Source organism: Sphingomonas molluscorum (assembly GCF_039522995.1).
Classification (GTDB): Bacteria; Pseudomonadota; Alphaproteobacteria; order Sphingomonadales; family Sphingomonadaceae; genus Sphingomonas; species Sphingomonas molluscorum.
In genome coordinates this window covers 355047-369955 of record NZ_BAAAEL010000002.1, presented here as the reverse complement: position 1 = coordinate 369955, position 14909 = coordinate 355047, and the positions used below count along the sequence as shown (strand labels likewise).

The window sequence follows — 14909 nt, the reverse complement described above, 5'->3', positions numbered from 1 at the left end:
GCGGTTGTTCTGCTTGGCCCTGGACCCCTGCCTGCGCGGGGGTACGGCAGTATGTGCGCTTGTGCAGCTCTGAGGGTTACCGCGGCTTGACGAAGCGCAGCGTCATGCGGTCGCTCTCGCCGATCGCGGCAAATTTGGCGCGGTCGGTGTCGCCCAGCCGATAGCTCGGCGGCAGCGTCCACACCCCCTGCGGCCAATCGGCGGTGTCGCGCGGGTTGGCGTTCACCTCGGACCGGCCGGCGAGCTTGAACCCGGCCTTGGTGGCGAAGCCGATCACCGAGCTTTCCTTCATGTAGCCGCTCTTCTCCTCGGCGGCGGCGTCGCGCGCCTCGGGCAGGCGGTGCTCGACCACGCCCAGCGTGCCGCCGGGCTTCAGCATGCGGAACATGGCGTCGAACATCGCCTGCGCCTGGTCCGCGCCGCCGAAGCGCCAGTTGTGGACGTTGCGGAAGGTGAGCACCACGTCGGCGCTGCCGTCGGGCACGGTCGCGTCGCCGGGCTTCGCCGGGAAGCCCGCGATCCGCACCTTGGCATAGCGTGCGGCGTCCTTCGCCTGGAGCGCCTGCACGCCCTTGGCGCCGTTCGGCAGCGGGGCGGCGGCGTAATAGGTGCCGGTGCGCGCCAGATAGGGAGCGAGGATTTCGGTGTACCAGCCGCCGCCCGGCCAGACCTCCACCACCGTGTCGGAAGGCTTCACGCCGAAGAAGGCGAGCGTCTCGGCCGGGTGGCGATACTTGTCGCGCGCGACGTTGGCGGGAGTGCGCGTGGGCGCGGCGATCGCGGCGGTGAGTGCCTGCTTGGGCGTCTCGGGACGGGCGACGGCGGTCGCCGCCAGGGGAACCGCCGCGGCGGCAAGGGCGAGGATCGGCAGCATCGGGCGCATCGGAACGACCTTCCAAAAAGGTGACGCGGCGATGTTGTGCGGCTAAGCGCGGCGGATGCAAGTGGGACTTTGGAGCGGAGCGGCCGCGCTGGCGGCAGTGGCGGTGGCGAGTGGGGTCGCCGACGCGCGACGCGCGCGCCGCGCCGACCTGGACCGGGTGGGGGTGATGCCCTGGCCCGGCATTCAGATGGCCGCGATCCTGTGCGCGGTGATCCTGGGCGCGCTCGCGCTCACGGGGTGAGCACCCGATATGAGCCCGAATCGGACTTCCTCAAGGCCATCGTCGCCGAGGAGGTGCCGCTCTCCGGAAGCGAGTGGGCCGATGCGAACCTGCGCCAGCTGATCGCGATGACGCAGGACGGAGACCCGTCGAACCGAGATTGGGCGACCTTCCTGCTTGCTAAGGAGGCAGTCGACGGTTCGGAAGTGCGCAAGGCCCTGCTGCGCGCGGTGGAAGATGCGGACGAGGTGGTGCGCGGGGAAGCGGTGCTGGGGATCGCGCTGCGCGATGTGCAACTGGCACTTCAGCTCGTGCAGCGGGGTCTGCGCGGGGAGTCGGTGGTGATCCCGATGCTGGAGGCAGCCGCACTCTGCGCGCACCCGTCCCTGATCGCCGACCTGCGCATCTGGGCGGAGCCTTCGGATGCGCCCTACGCGGACCAGCTCGCGGCGGTTGCCTTGGCGGCATGTGAAGGGGCGGCGGGGCGTTCTTGAGGCGGTGAGACGCTTGGCACCGCCTTGAGAACGGGACGTCCGAAGGTGGGTGAAAAGCCGCCGGTGCGCTTGCGGGCGGCGCTTGGCGCCACGGCCGAGGCGGGTGGAACGGCCGCTAGAGTTTACCCGGCTGCCGGGCGCATTCGCCTTCACCGTCGACCGGGAGCGTAGAGGTGATCTCCGTAAAGACGAAGGTTGTGCGACCGGTCTGGCCTAACCTATCCTTATCCACATAGCCTCGCGCTGACACGCAAAAGAGCGGGGTCAGAAGCGCTGAATCCGGCGTTAATGGAGGAAGGTACTTCTCCTTCCACCTGACACGACTGAGGTCGGGCTCATAGACTTGCTCGCCCCCTGCATCTCTCCGGACGAAATGCGGGTGCTCCCAATGCATCACGAGCATGCCCTGAACGAGTTCAGTTGTCTGACCTTGCGCCGGCACCTGACTTCGACCTGATGTCTCCGCAGGGAGAGTCAAAAACAGCACGGCCGCTGCAAGTGTTCTGCGTTCCATGACGAAATCTGACATGAGCCGGAGACGGCTGCAACTGGCTGTCGCAGTTCGGCTCTAGAGTGATGGAGGGCCGCTGCGAGGTATCACGAGAATAGATCTGAACGTCCGCAATTAGGCCCCTTCAGCGGGCAGTCGTTTTCTTTCGTCACCTCAGGGACAGGGCGGGGTCACCTCGGCGGGTGTGCCTGGGGCGCGATGGATCCCGACCTTCGCCGGGACGACGAGAGTGGGCGCCCGCGGGCCGCTTGCGCTCACCTAGTAGAACTTCGCCAGCGTGAGGGTGCGGTCGGTGCCGTCGCAGAGGCCCAGGCGGAGCTTGCGGCCGGGGGTATCGGCGGCCCAGGCGAGATCGGCGGCGCCGGCGGTGGTCTCGCGGACGGGGGCGCCGTCGACCTGGCAGATCTGCTCGCCCTGGCGCCAGCCGGCCTTGGCCGCGGGGCTGCCGCGCATGACGTGGAGGACGCTCAGCCGGTTGTTCGCATAGCCGAGCAGGAGGCCGCTGGTGGAGCGGGGCGGGCCGGCGGCGGTGCCCTCGACCGGGGCCAGAACGAGGTGGCCGGCACCTGGGTCCAGCAGGACGCGGAAGCGCTGAAGGAAACCGACGCCGATGCGGCTGGGGATGCCGGTGCGGTCGGCGAAGTCCCTGCCCTCGATCCGTAGCTCGACTTCGGTCGTGGGGGCGTCGCCCAGTCGCAGCGCGTCGGTAACGGTGAGGCCCGCCTCGACCGGGCCGGCGAGGCCATAGGAGATGGTGGAGGTGAGCGGGCGCTGGGGCAGGCGGGCGGTCCGCCACTGGGCGCGCGTGACGCTGACGCTGGTGCCGTCGCCGGTGTCGATCATCACCGGGCGAAGCGACGCGCGCCCGAGCCGGGCCTGGGTTACGTAGAGCCCGTCGGGACCGCGCGACAGCGGCGCGCGGGCGCCGGGGAAGGGCGCGGCGCCGCTCGGCAGCAGGCGGAAGCGGCGGCTCGCGAAATCGATGTCGAGCGCATGGGGGCCGAGCAGGTCGGCGCCGATCAGCGCATCCACCGGGCGGCCGTCGCCGGTCTGCACTTGCGAAAGGTCGAGGAGCGCCATCGGCCGCTCGGTGCTGCGCAGCCCGCCCAGCGACAGTCGCTCGACCTTTGCCCAGCTGAGCGGCAGGTCGCCGCCGATCGCGGCGGCGGTGCCCCGCGCCTCCGTCTTCAGCCGGGCGGTGCGGGCGAAGCCGGTGTCCAGGATCGAATGGGTAACGCCGGTGTCGAGCACAGCGCTCGCCGGTCGCCCCTCGATCTTCATTGCGAAGCGGATGTGGTTGGCAGGGGTGAGTTCGAACGGCACCCAGCGTTCGGCGCTATCCTTCGCCAGCGTCTCCACGGCCGTACGGGGCGCCTGGGCGGCGGGAACGGGGGACACGGCCAGAGCCGCGGCCAGGAGGGCGAGCGCGATGCGCATCGCGGCAGCCTAGGAAGCCTCCGCGAGTCGCGCCAGCCCGCCGCCTAGAGGCAGGCCTCCAGCAGCGCCTGGTCGAACCCGTACTGCTTGGCCTTGTCGAGCGTGTAGGGGCGCAGGCCCATGGAGCGATACTCGCCGATGATCTTGCCGTCGGCGGACTCGTCCAGATATTCGAACTTGAACAGCTCCTGCGTGACGATCACCGGGCCTTCCATGCCGATCACCTCGGTGATGTTGGTGACGCGGCGGGAGCCGTCGCGCAGGCGCTTCACCTGGACGATCAGGTCGACCGAGTCGGCGATCTGGCGGCTGATCGCTTCCTTGGGCACCTTGATGTCCGACATCATCACCATGTTCTCCATACGCGCCAGGCATTCGCGTGGGCTGTTGGAGTGGAGCGTCGCCATCGAGCCGTCGTGGCCGGTGTTCATGGCGGCGAGCAGGTCGAAACACTCGGCGCCGCGGATTTCGCCCAGGATGATGCGGTCCGGACGCATGCGCAGCGCGTTCTTCACCAGGTCGCGGATCGTGATCTCGCCCTGGCCCTCCAGGTTGGGCGGGCGGGTTTCGAGCGGCAGCCAGTGCGGCTGCTGCAGGCGAAGCTCGGCCGCGTCCTCGATCGTCAGCACGCGCTCGCCCGGGTCGATCATCTTCGACAGCGCGTTGAGCATCGTCGTCTTGCCCGAGCCGGTGCCGCCCGAAATGACGATGTTGAAGCGGCTGGCGCCCGCGATCTTGAGCGCGGTCGCCATCTTCGGGCTCATCGAGCCGAAGCCCGCCATCATGTCGAGCGTGATCGGCTTGGCGGAGAACTTGCGGATCGAGATCGCCGTGCCCTTGAGGGAGAGCGGCGGCACGATCACGTTGACGCGGCTGCCGTCCTTCAGGCGGGCGTCGGCAAGCGGCGTGGTCTGGTCGACCCGGCGGCCGACCGAGTTGCAGATGCGCTGCGCGATCTGGAACAGATGCTCCTCATCGCGGAAGGCGATGTTGGCGAGCTCCAGCTTGCCCTTGCGCTCGACAAAGGTCTGGTCGGGGCCGTTGACCATGATGTCGCTGATCGCGGGATCAGCCAGCAGTTCCTCGAGCGGGCCGAGACCCAGCAGCTCGTCGACCAGCACCTTTTCCAGCGCGAACTGCTCGCGCCGGTTGAGGGTGAGCTTCAGCTCGGCGAGCACCTCGCCGATGATCGGGCGGAATTCCTCGGCCAGCTCGTCCTTGCTGAGGGTCGCGGCCGCTTCCGGGTCGACGCGCTCCAGCAGGCGCGGGAGCACCTGTTCCTTGATGCGGTGGATCGAGCTTTCGAAGCCCTCGACCCGGCTGGTACCGGCCTCACCCGACGCGGCCTGCCGGTCGGCCAGCCGCTGCATGGCGTCGGCGTGGACGCTCGGCATGTCGATGGGCGGCGCGGCAAGCGGGGTCGATTCGCTGCCGGGCAGGGGGATGTCGGCGATGGGCGGGAACTGGCCGGTGCCATCGGTGTCGGCGGGACGGGCGAGGGTGCTTTCCCCCTGCATGGGGCGGGCGACGCCGAACTGCGGGCGCCCGGCAGGAGCGCCGAGATGATTGCGTCGACCGAATGCACTCACTTGCTACGTCCTCAACCTCGGGGATTTCCCGGTACCGTCAGGATAACGCGCAAGCTTTGACAATTGCCTAATGCCGGTTCGGGCGGGCGGCCCGAAACGAAACCGGCCCGCCGCGCCGCCGGAAGAACCGGGGCAGGGCGGGCCGCTATCGGACCTTCGGGAAGCGATCAATCAGCCGGCGCGCTCGGCCAGCACGGTCAGGCCGCGGTCGTTGACCTCGGCAAAGCCGCCGTGGATGGCCAGCGTCTCCGGCTCGCCACCGGCGGTGCGGAAGATCTGGAGCGCACCCTCGCGGATCGTCGACATGAAGGGGGCATGCCCCTCCAGCACGCCGAAGTCGCCCTCGGTGCCGGGCACCACCACCATGTGGACCTCCTCCGAGCGGACGAGCTTTTCGGGGGTGACGAGTTCGAAGTGCAGCATCTTTTCATCCTAAGCCCCTACCCTTCAGGGGAGGGGTTGGGGTGGGGGCCACGGGTGCAGGTCTCGGTGAGACATGCCCCACCCCCGGCCCCTCCCCTTAAGGGGAGGGGTGGGTTGCTTTACGCGTCCTGCGCCATCTTCGCGGCCTTGGCGACCACGTCGTCGATGCCGCCGACCATGTAGAAGGCGGCTTCCGGCAGATGGTCGTACTCGCCGTTCACGACCGCCTTGAACGAGCGGATCGTGTCCTCGATCTGCACGAACGCGCCCGGGATGCCGGTGAACACCTCTGCGACGTGGAACGGCTGCGACAGGAAGCGCTGGATCTTGCGGGCGCGGGCGACCGTCAGCTTATCCTCTTCCGACAGCTCGTCCATGCCCAGGATCGCGATGATGTCCTGCAGCGACTTGTACTTCTGCAGGATCGCCTGGACGGCGCGGGCGGTCTCGTAATGCTCCTGGCCGACGACGCGCGGCTCGAGCACGCGGCTGGTCGAGTCCAGCGGATCCACTGCCGGATAGATGCCGAGCTCGGAGATCGCGCGGTTGAGCACGGTCGTCGCGTCCAAGTGGGCGAACGAGGTCGCCGGTGCCGGGTCGGTAAGATCGTCCGCGGGGACGTACACGGCCTGCACCGAGGTGATCGAGCCCTTGTTGGTCGAGGTGATGCGCTCCTGGAGGGCGCCCATGTCGGTCGACAGGGTCGGCTGATAGCCCACCGCCGACGGAATGCGGCCCAGCAGTGCCGACACTTCCGCGCCCGCCTGGGTGAAGCGGAAGATGTTGTCGACGAAGAACAGCACGTCCTGGCCTTCCTGGTCGCGGAAATATTCCGCGATGGTCAGGCCCGACAGCGCGACGCGGGCGCGGGCGCCCGGCGGCTCGTTCATCTGGCCATAGACCAGGGCGACCTTCGAACCCTCGGACGTCGGGTTGCCGTCCGCATCCTTGGCGATGACGCCTGCGTCCAGGAACTCGTGGTAGAGATCGTTGCCCTCACGGGTACGCTCGCCGACGCCTGCGAACACCGAGGTGCCGCCATGGCCCTTGGCGATGTTGTTGATCAGCTCCTGGATGAGCACGGTCTTGCCGACGCCGGCGCCGCCGAACAGGCCGATCTTGCCGCCCTTTGCGTACGGGGCGAGCAGGTCGATGACCTTGATGCCGGTGACCAGGATCGCGCTCTCGGTCGACTGCTCGACGAACTCGGGCGCCTTCGCGTGGATCGGGGCGGTGACTTCGGCATTGACCGGGCCACGCTCGTCGATCGGCTCGCCGATGACGTTCAGGATGCGGCCGAGCGTCTTGGGGCCGACGGGCACGCGGATCTGCGAGCCGGTGTCGGTCACGGTCTGGCCGCGGGTCAGGCCGTCGGTCGCGTCCATCGCGATCGTGCGGACGGTGTTCTCACCCAGGTGCTGGGCGACTTCGAGCACCAGACGGTTGCCGTTGTTGTTCGTCTCCAGTGCGGAGAGGATCGCCGGCAGCGCGCCGTCGAAGCTCACGTCGACGACCGCGCCGATCACCTGGCTGATGCGGCCGACGTTGTTGGTGGTCGCCACGGGGGCGAAAGTCTCTGCGGCGGTGGCCATTGTTTCTTCCTTGCCTTCGGAACTTAGAGCGCTTCCGCGCCGGAAATGATCTCGACCAGCTCGGTCGTGATCGCGGCTTGGCGGGCACGGTTGTACTGGATCGACAGGCGCTTGATCAGGTCACCTGCGTTGCGCGTGGCGTTGTCCATCGCGGTCATCTTGGAGCCCTGCTCGGACGCGGCATTCTCGCGCATCGCGCGGAACAGCTGCACCGCAACGTTCGAGGGGAGCAGATCGGCGAGGATGTGTTCCTCGTCCGGCTCATACTCGACCACCGCGTCGGCGGCGCCGGCCGCTTCCGTCGCGGCGGGGATCGCCACGGGGATCAGCTGCTGCTCGGTCGGCTCCTGCGTCAGCACCGACTTGAACGTCGCGTAGAACAGGTGGGCGACGTCGAACTCGCCGGCCTCGTAGCGGGCGATCAGGTCGTCGGCATAGCCGCGCGCGTCGGCGAAACCGAGCTTGCCGAGATCGCCCGGCTCGATCGCGTGGACGAAGCCGTCGCGGAACTGGCGGGCGAGCACCGCACGACCCTTGCGGCCGATGGTGTAGAACTTGACCGTCTTGCCCTCGGCCTGGAGCTCCAGCGCGCGGCGACGGGCGAGGCGGGCGATGTTGCTGTTGAACGCGCCGGCCAGCCCCTTGTCGGAGGTGGCGACGACGAACAGGTGCACCTGGTCGCGGCCGGTCCCGGCGAGCAGCTTGGGGCTGCCCTCACCGATCGCGACGCGCGAGGCGAGGCTCGACACCACCGCCTCGAGCCGCTCGGCATAGGGGCGGCCGGCCTCCGCCGCCTCCTGCGCACGGCGCAGCTTGGCGGCGGCGACCATCTTCATCGCCTTGGTGATCTTCTGGGTCGATTTGACCGAGTTGATCCGAACCTTGAGGGCCTTGAGTGACGCCATCTTCTGCCTTCTCGTGCTCCTGCGCTAGGCAGGAGCCCAGGGTTGTTCAGCGAGCCGCCTGCGGCTCTGGGCTCCTGCTTTCGCAGGAGCACGCAATCGGATCAGGCGAACGTCTTGGCGAAGCTGTCGAGCGCTGCCTTCAGGCCCGACTTCGCCTCGTCGCCCAGATCCTTGGTGTCGCGGATCTTGGCAAGCACGCCCGAGTGGTTGGCGCGCAGGTCCGACAGCATCGCCTGCTCGAAGCGGACGACGTCGCCGACCGGAACCGAGTCGAGATAGCCCTGGGTACCGGCGAAGATCGACGCGACCTGCTCCTCGAACGGCATCGGCGAGAACTGGGCCTGCTTGAGCAGCTCCGTCAGGCGCGCGCCGCGGTTGAGCAGCTTCTGGGTGGAGGCGTCGAGGTCCGAGCCGAACTGCGCGAACGCAGCCATCTCGCGATACTGCGCCAGCTCCAGCTTGATCGAGCCCGCGACCTTCTTCATCGCCTTGGTCTGCGCGGCCGAGCCGACGCGGCTGACCGACAGGCCGACGTTGATCGCCGGGCGGATGCCCGCGAAGAACAGGTCGGTTTCAAGGAAGATCTGGCCATCGGTGATCGAGATCACGTTGGTCGGGATGTAGGCCGACACGTCGCCCGCCTGCGTCTCGATGATCGGCAGCGCGGTCAGCGAACCGCCGCCCATCGCGTCCGACATCTTGGCGGCGCGCTCGAGCAGGCGGCTGTGCAGGTAGAACACGTCGCCCGGATAGGCTTCGCGGCCCGGCGGGCGGCGCAGCAGCAGCGACATCTGGCGGTAGGCGACCGCCTGCTTCGACAGATCGTCGAACACGATCAGCGCGTGCATGCCGTTGTCGCGGAAATACTCGCCCATCGCAGCGCCCGTGTAGGGGGCCAGGAACTGGAGCGGGGCCGGCTCGGACGCGGTCGCGGCGATCACGATGGAATATTCCATCGCGCCATTCTCTTCGAGCGTGCGGACGAGCTGCGCGACGGTCGAGCGCTTCTGGCCCACTGCGACATAGACGCAGTAGAGCTTCTTCGACTCGTCGGTGCCCTTGTTGACTTCCTTCTGGTTGATGAAGGTGTCGATGGCGACGGCCGACTTGCCGGTCTGGCGGTCACCGATGATCAGCTCGCGCTGGCCACGGCCGACCGGCACGAGCGCGTCGATGGCCTTGAGGCCCGACTGCATCGGCTCGCTGACCGACTGGCGCGGGATGATGCCCGGTGCCTTCACCTCGACGCGGCTGCGCTTCTCGGCGACGATCGGGCCCTTGCCGTCGATCGGGTTGCCGAGGCCGTCGACCACGCGGCCGAGCAGGCCCTTGCCGACCGGCACGTCCACGATGGTGCCGGTGCGGCGGACGGTGTCGCCCTCGCGGATTTCGGCGTCCGAGCCGAAGATCACGACGCCGACGTTGTCGGCTTCGAGGTTGAGCGCCATGCCCTGGATGCCGTTGGCGAACTCGACCATCTCACCCGCCTGGACGTTGTCCAGGCCGTAGATGCGCGCGATGCCGTCGCCGACCGACAGCACGGTGCCGGTCTCGGAGACCTGGGCCTCGGTGCCGAACGACGCGATCTGGTCGCGGATGACCTTGGAGATTTCTGCGGCGCGGATATCCATGTTCAGCCTTTCATCGCGTGCGCGAGAGTGTTCAGACGGGTCTTGATCGAGCTGTCGATCATCAGGCTGCCGATCTTCACGACCAGCCCGCCCAGGAGTGAGGGGTCGACCTTCAGGTCGACGGAGACGTCGCGGCCGACGCGGGCACGAAGCTGCTGCTTCAGCGCATCGACCTGATCGTCGGTAAGCGTGTGGGCGGAAGCAACCTCTGCGGTCACCTCGCCACGATGGTTCGCCGCCAGCGCCCGGAACGCGCGGATCACCGCGGGCAGCTCCTTCAGGCGGCGGTTCTGGGCGAGCACGCCCAGGAAGCGCTTGGTGGTGGGATCGACACCGATCGAATCCGCCACCGCCTCGATCGCCTTGGTCGCGGCGTCGCGCGCCACCAGCGGGCTCGCGACCAGCGCGCGGAATTCGTCCGATTCGTTCAGCGCCTGGCGCACACCGCCCAGGCTCTGTTCGACCGTCGCGATCGACTGGTCGTCGCGCGCCAGTTCGAAGAGCGCGGTCGCGTAGCGGCCTGCCAGGCTCGCCTGGATGCCACCGCTTATATTGCCGCCGGAAGTCTCCACGCGATCCCTATCCCAACTTGTCCAAGAAGGCGCTTATGCCATGGGGAACAGGGCAGTGCCGGATAAACGCCCCCCTGAATGGCTGGCGCGCGGTTAGCAAAGGGGGGCTCAGGATGCAAGTCACGCGCCCGTTTCCGTTGCGCGGATGCTCAAAGAAACGGCAGCGGTGGACCGATCCGGCCCCGCCTGACAAGAAAAGCCTGCGGGGCGATCCCTAGCCAGAGGAAATGACAGATGAATGGCAGCATGATCCGGATGACGATGGCGGACGGCGCCGAGATCGGGGTCTATCACGCCGAGCCCCAGGGCGAGCGGCGCGGCGGGCTGGTGCTGGTGCAGGAGATCTTCGGCATCACCGACCATATCCGCGACCTGTGCGACGGCTTTGCCGCGGACGGCTATGAGGTGCTGGCACCCGCGCTGTTCGACCGGGAGGCCCCCGGTTTCGAGGCAGCCTATGGCGGGGAGGGGCTGCAGCGCGGCATTGAGCTGTCGCGCGACATCCATCCGATCGAGACTTCGGTCGCGGACGTGCAGGTATGCGTCGACGCACTGAAGGCCAAGGGCCCGGTGTTCGCCGTCGGCTATTGCTACGGCGGGTCGGTCGCGTGGCTGGCGGCGGCGCGGGTCGAAGGGTTGGCGGCGGTGTCGAGCTATTACGGCCGGCTGGTGCCCGACTCGAAGGAAGCGCCCCAGGTGCCGACGATCGCCCACTTCGGCCGCCACGACCACGGCATCCCGATCGAGGGCGTCGAGGCGCTGGCCGCGGCCGAGCCGGCGAACGCGACCCTCTACATCTATGACGCCGGCCACGGCTTCAACTCCGACCGGCGCGACGACTATTCCCCGGAGGCGGCCAAGCTGGCGCGGGAGCGCACGCTGGAGCTGTTCCGCGCCAACGGCGGGTGAGTCAGGCGGCGGGCCCGTCCAGCTGCAGCGTCATGCAGCAGCTGAACGGGTCCTCGCGATAGTCGGCGAACGGCGGGCAAAGCGTGAAGCCGTGCCGTTCGTAGAGCCGGCGCGCGGGCGCGAAGCCCTCGGGCGTCCCGGTCTCCAGGCTCACCCGCGTGTAGCCGCGCTCGCGTGCGACGCGGAGGAGGTGGCCGAGCACCGCAGCGCCGACGCCGCAGTTGCGGGCTTCATCAACCGTGCGCATCGACTTGATCTCGCCATGGCGGGCGTCGAGTTCGCGCAGCGCGCCGACGCCGAGCAGCTGCCCGTCCGCGTCGCGCGCGGAGAAGAAGGTCACGTCCGCTCGCCGCAACCCCTCCAGAGGGAGGGCGTGGACGGATTCCGGCGGCGATTGTGCGTGCATCCCGGCGAGATGGGCCGCGAGCAGCGCCTGGACGTCCGCGGAGTCGAGTTCGCCTGCGTGGAAGCGGATGCTGTCCTCAGCGCTGGGCACGGTCTGGCCTTGCGACGGCGTACATCTCGCGGGCGATCTGCTTGGTGAGGGCGGCGCGGTCGCCGTCCGCCTCGTAGAGATTGCCGTGGTCCTTGCCGGGCACGAAGCGGAAGCTGGACTTCGCACCCAGCCCGTCGAGCACCGCCTTCAGCCGACGGGCGGGGCCGTCGAGATAGAAGGTGTCGGCGGTGCCCACCGTCAGGTGGATCTTGCCGTCCAGGTCCGGCTTCAGCGTCTGCCAGTCGCGCGCGACGATGTGCGCCACGTCATAATGGTCGCGCCAATAGGCGACGACCTGCTTGTCGATCGCGCCGGTCGCGCGGTCGAACACCGGCAGCGGCCGCCCGTCCGCGCCCTTGGGCGAGAACACCCATTCGAAGCTCGCGAACTGGCCGCCATAGGGGCCGAGCACCTGCTCCAGCCGTCCAAACTGGCGCAGGGTGGCGACGACCTTGCCGTCCTTGCGCACCAGCGGATGGTCCTTGCCATCGGCGCCGGCATAGAAATTGGCGTCTTCGTAGAGGTTCACGTTGGTGAAGTCGTGGAAGTCGGCCGGGTCCGGCGCGGTCGGCCAGCTGCCGCCGAACGTCTTCGGGTAGGCGACCTGCAGCCACAGCGTCGACCAGCCGCCGGAGCTGTGCCCGGTCAGGAACCGGCCGCTCGGCCGCGCATCCATCCAGTAGCGCTGCTCGAGCGCCGGGATAACTTCCTCGACCAGCGCCTGGCCGACGGGGCCGTTGTTCACCGAATCGGCGAACTCGTGGGTGCCGGTGGCGATATGGTGGTCGAGATAGACCCAGATCATCGGCGGCGCGTCGCCCTTGGCCATCATCGCCGTCATGCTCGCAGCGCTCATCCGCGCGGACGCCAGCGTGCTGCCGAAGCCGCCGTCCGAATAGACGGTGGGGTAGGTCGTCTTGCCCTCGGCATAGCCGGGCGGCAGCGCCACCCAGCCCCGGATGCTGGTCGGCCGGCCCCAGAAGCGGGTGAGGAGCGGGCTGTGCACCTCGACCGGCTCAACCCGGGCGAGCGCCGCCTCCAGCGGCTTGCGGCGTTCGGCGGGGAGGCGGGCGAGCATCGCCGTGTCGTCGGCTGCGGGCTCGACATGGTCGAGCAGCAGCGTCGGCACGGGGCCGGGCAGCGTCACCGTCACCACCGGGGACAAGAGGTCGCCGCCATCGCGGCCGCTGTAGTTGTAGCTATGGTCGCGATCGAGCAGCGCCTGCACGCGATAGGTGCCCGGCGGCAGGGTGGCGAAGGCGGCAGGATAGGCGTCGGTGCTGGTATCCACCAGCGCGGGGGTGCCGGGGCGGAGGTCGCTCACCTCGCGCGCCGCGACATAGGTGGCGTTGGGGGAGAAGGGGGAGACGTCGATCGCCTCCTCGGGCTTGGCGCCCGGCTCCGCCGCCGCGGCGAACACCAGCAGCCGGCCGGCGTTGGTGGTCCCGAGCGAGGGTGCGGCGGCGACAGGAATCGCGAGCGGCGGCGCATCCTGTGCGGGAAGCGCGACGCTCGCGAGGAGCAGGGTGGTGGTGAGCGTCAGGTTGCGCAGCATCAATTCGTCCCCCGTGCCGGATGGCATTGATAGACCAGGCGTTCGTTCGGCAGCGGCGGCAGCGCGCCGCGGATCGCCGCCTGTTGCGTCGCCAGATTGGCGCGGCCCGCGCTCTCGCCGGCGCACTGCTTCAGCGTGACGCCCTCGCGCAGCCGCCGTGCCTCCGCCATGCGATCGGCAGAAAGCAGGTAGCGCGTGTTGATGTAGGTGCCGGTCGCCGGCTCGTAGCGGAGCACGGAGACGGTCTGCTCGTCGTCCGGGACCAGGATGCGCTCCCAGCCGCTGTTGGGTGCCTCGGCATATTGGGTGCGGCCGTTCATGCAGCCGTTCGCCTGCCAGTCCATCGCCACCTCCGGCGTCGCGGAGACGGTGACGCGGCTGCGCTCCGGCACCAGCGTGCATAGGAGCTTGCCGGTCATGCCGGCGGTCGCCCCGGCGGGCCTGCTCGCCTCCGGCACCGAGTCCGGGTCGAAGGACGGGCGCACCAGGAACAGCACGACCGCGCCCAGCAGCAGCACGCCGCCGCCGGCCCCGGCCCAGATCGCCTCGCGCCGCTTGCCGCGCGTCGCCATCAGCCCGGCGCCCCCGGCCGCGAGCCCCGCCAGGACGAGCAGCACCGCGGCGCCGGCCATGAAGTTCTCGCGCGTGGCCTCGTTGCGTTCGCGTGCGCCTTCGACCGCGAGCGCGCGGTCGGCAGCGGCGCGCTCGGCGGCGGTGCGGGCGCGGGCGGCGTCCTGCTGTGCGGCATCGGCGGCGGCGGCGCGATCCTGCGCCAGCAGTTCCTCCATGCTGATGCAGTTGGTGCCGACCAGCGTTGCCGACTGCCCCGCCTCGCGCAAAAAGCCGGCGAGTTCGCTGCCGGCGATCGCGAAGCCGAAGCTCGCGTCGCCGTCGTCGCCGCGGGTCAGCGCCGAGTTGACGCCCAGCACGCGGCCGCAGCGATCGAGCAGCGGGCCGCCCGAATTGCCGCGCGCGATGCTGGCGGTGTGGAGCAGCACGCCAGTGGTGCCGAGGCGGCGGAGGCCGGAGAACACACCCTCCGAGCGCACCGGCGACAAGGGCAGGATATAGTCGGAGGCGGACTGCGCGGTCGCGAGATCGACGTTGCCGGGGTAGCCGAGCGCGACCGTCGCCTCGCCCTCGCCGATCGGGCCGTTGTAGAGCGCCAGCGGCGGCAGCTTCAGGCCCTGCACCTCGATCAGCGCCAAGTCGCGTTCCTGGTCGATCGCGATCAGCCGGCCCTGGTAGGACTTGTCGCCTTCCGAGGGCACGACGCCGATCACGACATTGCCCTCGTAGCGGCCGGCGAGCTCGACCACATGCGCGTTGGTGACGATCCGGTCGGGGCCGACGGCAAAGCCGCTGCCGTGGCCGAAGCCGACGACCTCATCGTCCACCAGCGCGATAGTGACGACGCGGACCACGCCCCGGCCGGCGGCGGAAATATCGTCGGCCTGCGCGGGGACTGCCCACGCGACCAGAAATCCCAGCATCAACAGCAGTCGCGCCACGCAGCATGCCCCCAGAAAACCGGCGCCTGTTTCGGTCAAAGCGCGGCGGGGTTCAAGCGGGGTGGTGGGGGATGCCGCGGTGCACCGGTCGTCATCGTGCTGGGTCGTGAGTTCACGGACGATAGCGTTGAGATCAAGTGCCAGACGTCGCGGGTTCGATGAATTGCCAACCTTGACTCCC

General features: G+C 69.0%; 14 protein-coding genes. 3 read left to right on the top strand and 11 right to left on the bottom strand.

From position 1 onward, the window contains the following. Positions 1 to 76: 76 nt before the first annotated feature. Entirely contained in the window at positions 77 to 883 is an 807-nt protein-coding gene (locus tag ABDZ92_RS06320; protein ID WP_125961571.1) for a class I SAM-dependent methyltransferase, read from the bottom strand. Positions 884 to 944: 61 nt separating this feature from the next. On the opposite strand from ABDZ92_RS06320, the gene ABDZ92_RS06315 reads away from it, so the two are divergent. Then, a complete protein-coding gene (locus tag ABDZ92_RS06315; RefSeq protein ID WP_425336659.1) occupies positions 945 to 1124 on the top strand; it encodes a hypothetical protein in 180 nt (59 codons plus the stop codon). Next, on the top strand, positions 1121 to 1597 hold the full coding sequence (locus ABDZ92_RS06310) for a lyase (RefSeq protein ID WP_125961573.1): 477 nt from the start codon (positions 1121 to 1123) through the stop codon (positions 1595 to 1597). The genes ABDZ92_RS06315 and ABDZ92_RS06310 overlap by 4 nt, the downstream gene beginning before the upstream one ends. A gap of 769 nt (positions 1598 to 2366) precedes the next feature. Here ABDZ92_RS06310 and ABDZ92_RS06305 read toward each other — a convergent pair. The 7 genes from ABDZ92_RS06305 to ABDZ92_RS06275 all read right to left on the bottom strand — a co-directional run bounded on the left by ABDZ92_RS06305 (position 2367) and on the right by ABDZ92_RS06275 (position 10236). Further along, positions 2367 to 3545: a retropepsin-like aspartic protease gene (locus ABDZ92_RS06305; protein ID WP_125961574.1), complete on the bottom strand. Its 1179-nt coding sequence runs from the start codon at positions 3543 to 3545 to the stop codon at positions 2367 to 2369. 44 nt (positions 3546 to 3589) lie between these two features. After that, positions 3590 to 5134, bottom strand: coding sequence for a TadA family conjugal transfer-associated ATPase (locus ABDZ92_RS06300; protein ID WP_206432229.1), 1545 nt, complete (start codon positions 5132 to 5134; stop codon positions 3590 to 3592). A 171-nt stretch (positions 5135 to 5305) separates the two neighbouring features. Continuing rightward, on the bottom strand, positions 5306 to 5557 hold the full coding sequence (locus ABDZ92_RS06295) for an ATP synthase F1 subunit epsilon (RefSeq protein ID WP_125961575.1): 252 nt from the start codon (positions 5555 to 5557) through the stop codon (positions 5306 to 5308). 119 nt (positions 5558 to 5676) lie between these two features. After that, on the bottom strand, positions 5677 to 7149 hold the full coding sequence (atpD, locus tag ABDZ92_RS06290) for a F0F1 ATP synthase subunit beta (RefSeq protein WP_125961577.1): 1473 nt from the start codon (positions 7147 to 7149) through the stop codon (positions 5677 to 5679). Between the two features lie 23 nt (positions 7150 to 7172). Then, a complete protein-coding gene (locus tag ABDZ92_RS06285) occupies positions 7173 to 8054 on the bottom strand; it encodes a F0F1 ATP synthase subunit gamma (protein ID WP_125961578.1) in 882 nt (293 codons plus the stop codon). Positions 8055 to 8155: 101 nt separating this feature from the next. After that, a complete protein-coding gene (gene atpA / locus ABDZ92_RS06280; RefSeq protein WP_125961579.1) occupies positions 8156 to 9685 on the bottom strand; it encodes a F0F1 ATP synthase subunit alpha in 1530 nt (509 codons plus the stop codon). Positions 9686 to 9687: 2 nt separating this feature from the next. Next, the gene (locus ABDZ92_RS06275) at positions 9688 to 10236 is read right to left on the bottom strand and encodes a F0F1 ATP synthase subunit delta (RefSeq protein ID WP_125961636.1); all 549 of its coding nucleotides are present in this window, start codon (positions 10234 to 10236) and stop codon (positions 9688 to 9690) included. A 255-nt stretch (positions 10237 to 10491) separates the two neighbouring features. Here ABDZ92_RS06275 and ABDZ92_RS06270 point away from each other — a divergent pair, with 255 nt between their 5' ends. Then, on the top strand, positions 10492 to 11166 hold the full coding sequence (locus ABDZ92_RS06270) for a dienelactone hydrolase family protein (RefSeq protein ID WP_125961580.1): 675 nt from the start codon (positions 10492 to 10494) through the stop codon (positions 11164 to 11166). Between the two features lies 1 nt (position 11167). Here ABDZ92_RS06270 and ABDZ92_RS06265 read toward each other — a convergent pair whose 3' ends face one another. From ABDZ92_RS06265 to ABDZ92_RS06255, 3 genes are read right to left on the bottom strand one after another with little or no spacing between them, the layout of a single operon-like run. After that, a complete protein-coding gene (locus ABDZ92_RS06265) occupies positions 11168 to 11662 on the bottom strand; it encodes a GNAT family N-acetyltransferase (protein WP_241211929.1) in 495 nt (164 codons plus the stop codon). Beyond that, entirely contained in the window at positions 11649 to 13217 is a 1569-nt protein-coding gene (locus ABDZ92_RS06260) for an alpha/beta hydrolase (protein WP_206432230.1), read from the bottom strand. Before ABDZ92_RS06260 ends, ABDZ92_RS06265 begins: the two co-directional genes overlap by 14 nt. Next, entirely contained in the window at positions 13217 to 14710 is a 1494-nt protein-coding gene (locus ABDZ92_RS06255) for a S1C family serine protease (RefSeq protein ID WP_343762017.1), read from the bottom strand. Before ABDZ92_RS06255 ends, ABDZ92_RS06260 begins: the two co-directional genes overlap by 1 nt. Positions 14711 to 14909: the final 199 nt, after the last annotated feature.

What these genes read in the sequence shown, in the direction of transcription:
- atpA (WP_125961579.1), bottom strand. Translation starts at nt 9,685, where the DNA reads ATGGATATCCGCGCCGCAGAAATCTCCAAGGTCATCCGCGACCAGATC.
- ABDZ92_RS06285 (WP_125961578.1), bottom strand. Translation starts at nt 8,054, where the DNA reads ATGGCGTCACTCAAGGCCCTCAAGGTTCGGATCAACTCGGTCAAATCG.
- ABDZ92_RS06260 (WP_206432230.1), bottom strand. Translation starts at nt 13,217, where the DNA reads ATGCTGCGCAACCTGACGCTCACCACCACCCTGCTCCTCGCGAGCGTC.
- ABDZ92_RS06255 (WP_343762017.1), bottom strand. Translation starts at nt 14,710, where the DNA reads ATGCTGGGATTTCTGGTCGCGTGGGCAGTCCCCGCGCAGGCCGACGAT.
- ABDZ92_RS06295 (WP_125961575.1), bottom strand. Translation starts at nt 5,557, where the DNA reads ATGCTGCACTTCGAACTCGTCACCCCCGAAAAGCTCGTCCGCTCGGAG.
- ABDZ92_RS06305 (WP_125961574.1), bottom strand. Translation starts at nt 3,545, where the DNA reads ATGCGCATCGCGCTCGCCCTCCTGGCCGCGGCTCTGGCCGTGTCCCCC.
- atpD (WP_125961577.1), bottom strand. Translation starts at nt 7,149, where the DNA reads ATGGCCACCGCCGCAGAGACTTTCGCCCCCGTGGCGACCACCAACAAC.
- ABDZ92_RS06320 (WP_125961571.1), bottom strand. Translation starts at nt 883, where the DNA reads ATGCGCCCGATGCTGCCGATCCTCGCCCTTGCCGCCGCGGCGGTTCCC.
- ABDZ92_RS06270 (WP_125961580.1), top strand. Translation starts at nt 10,492, where the DNA reads ATGAATGGCAGCATGATCCGGATGACGATGGCGGACGGCGCCGAGATC.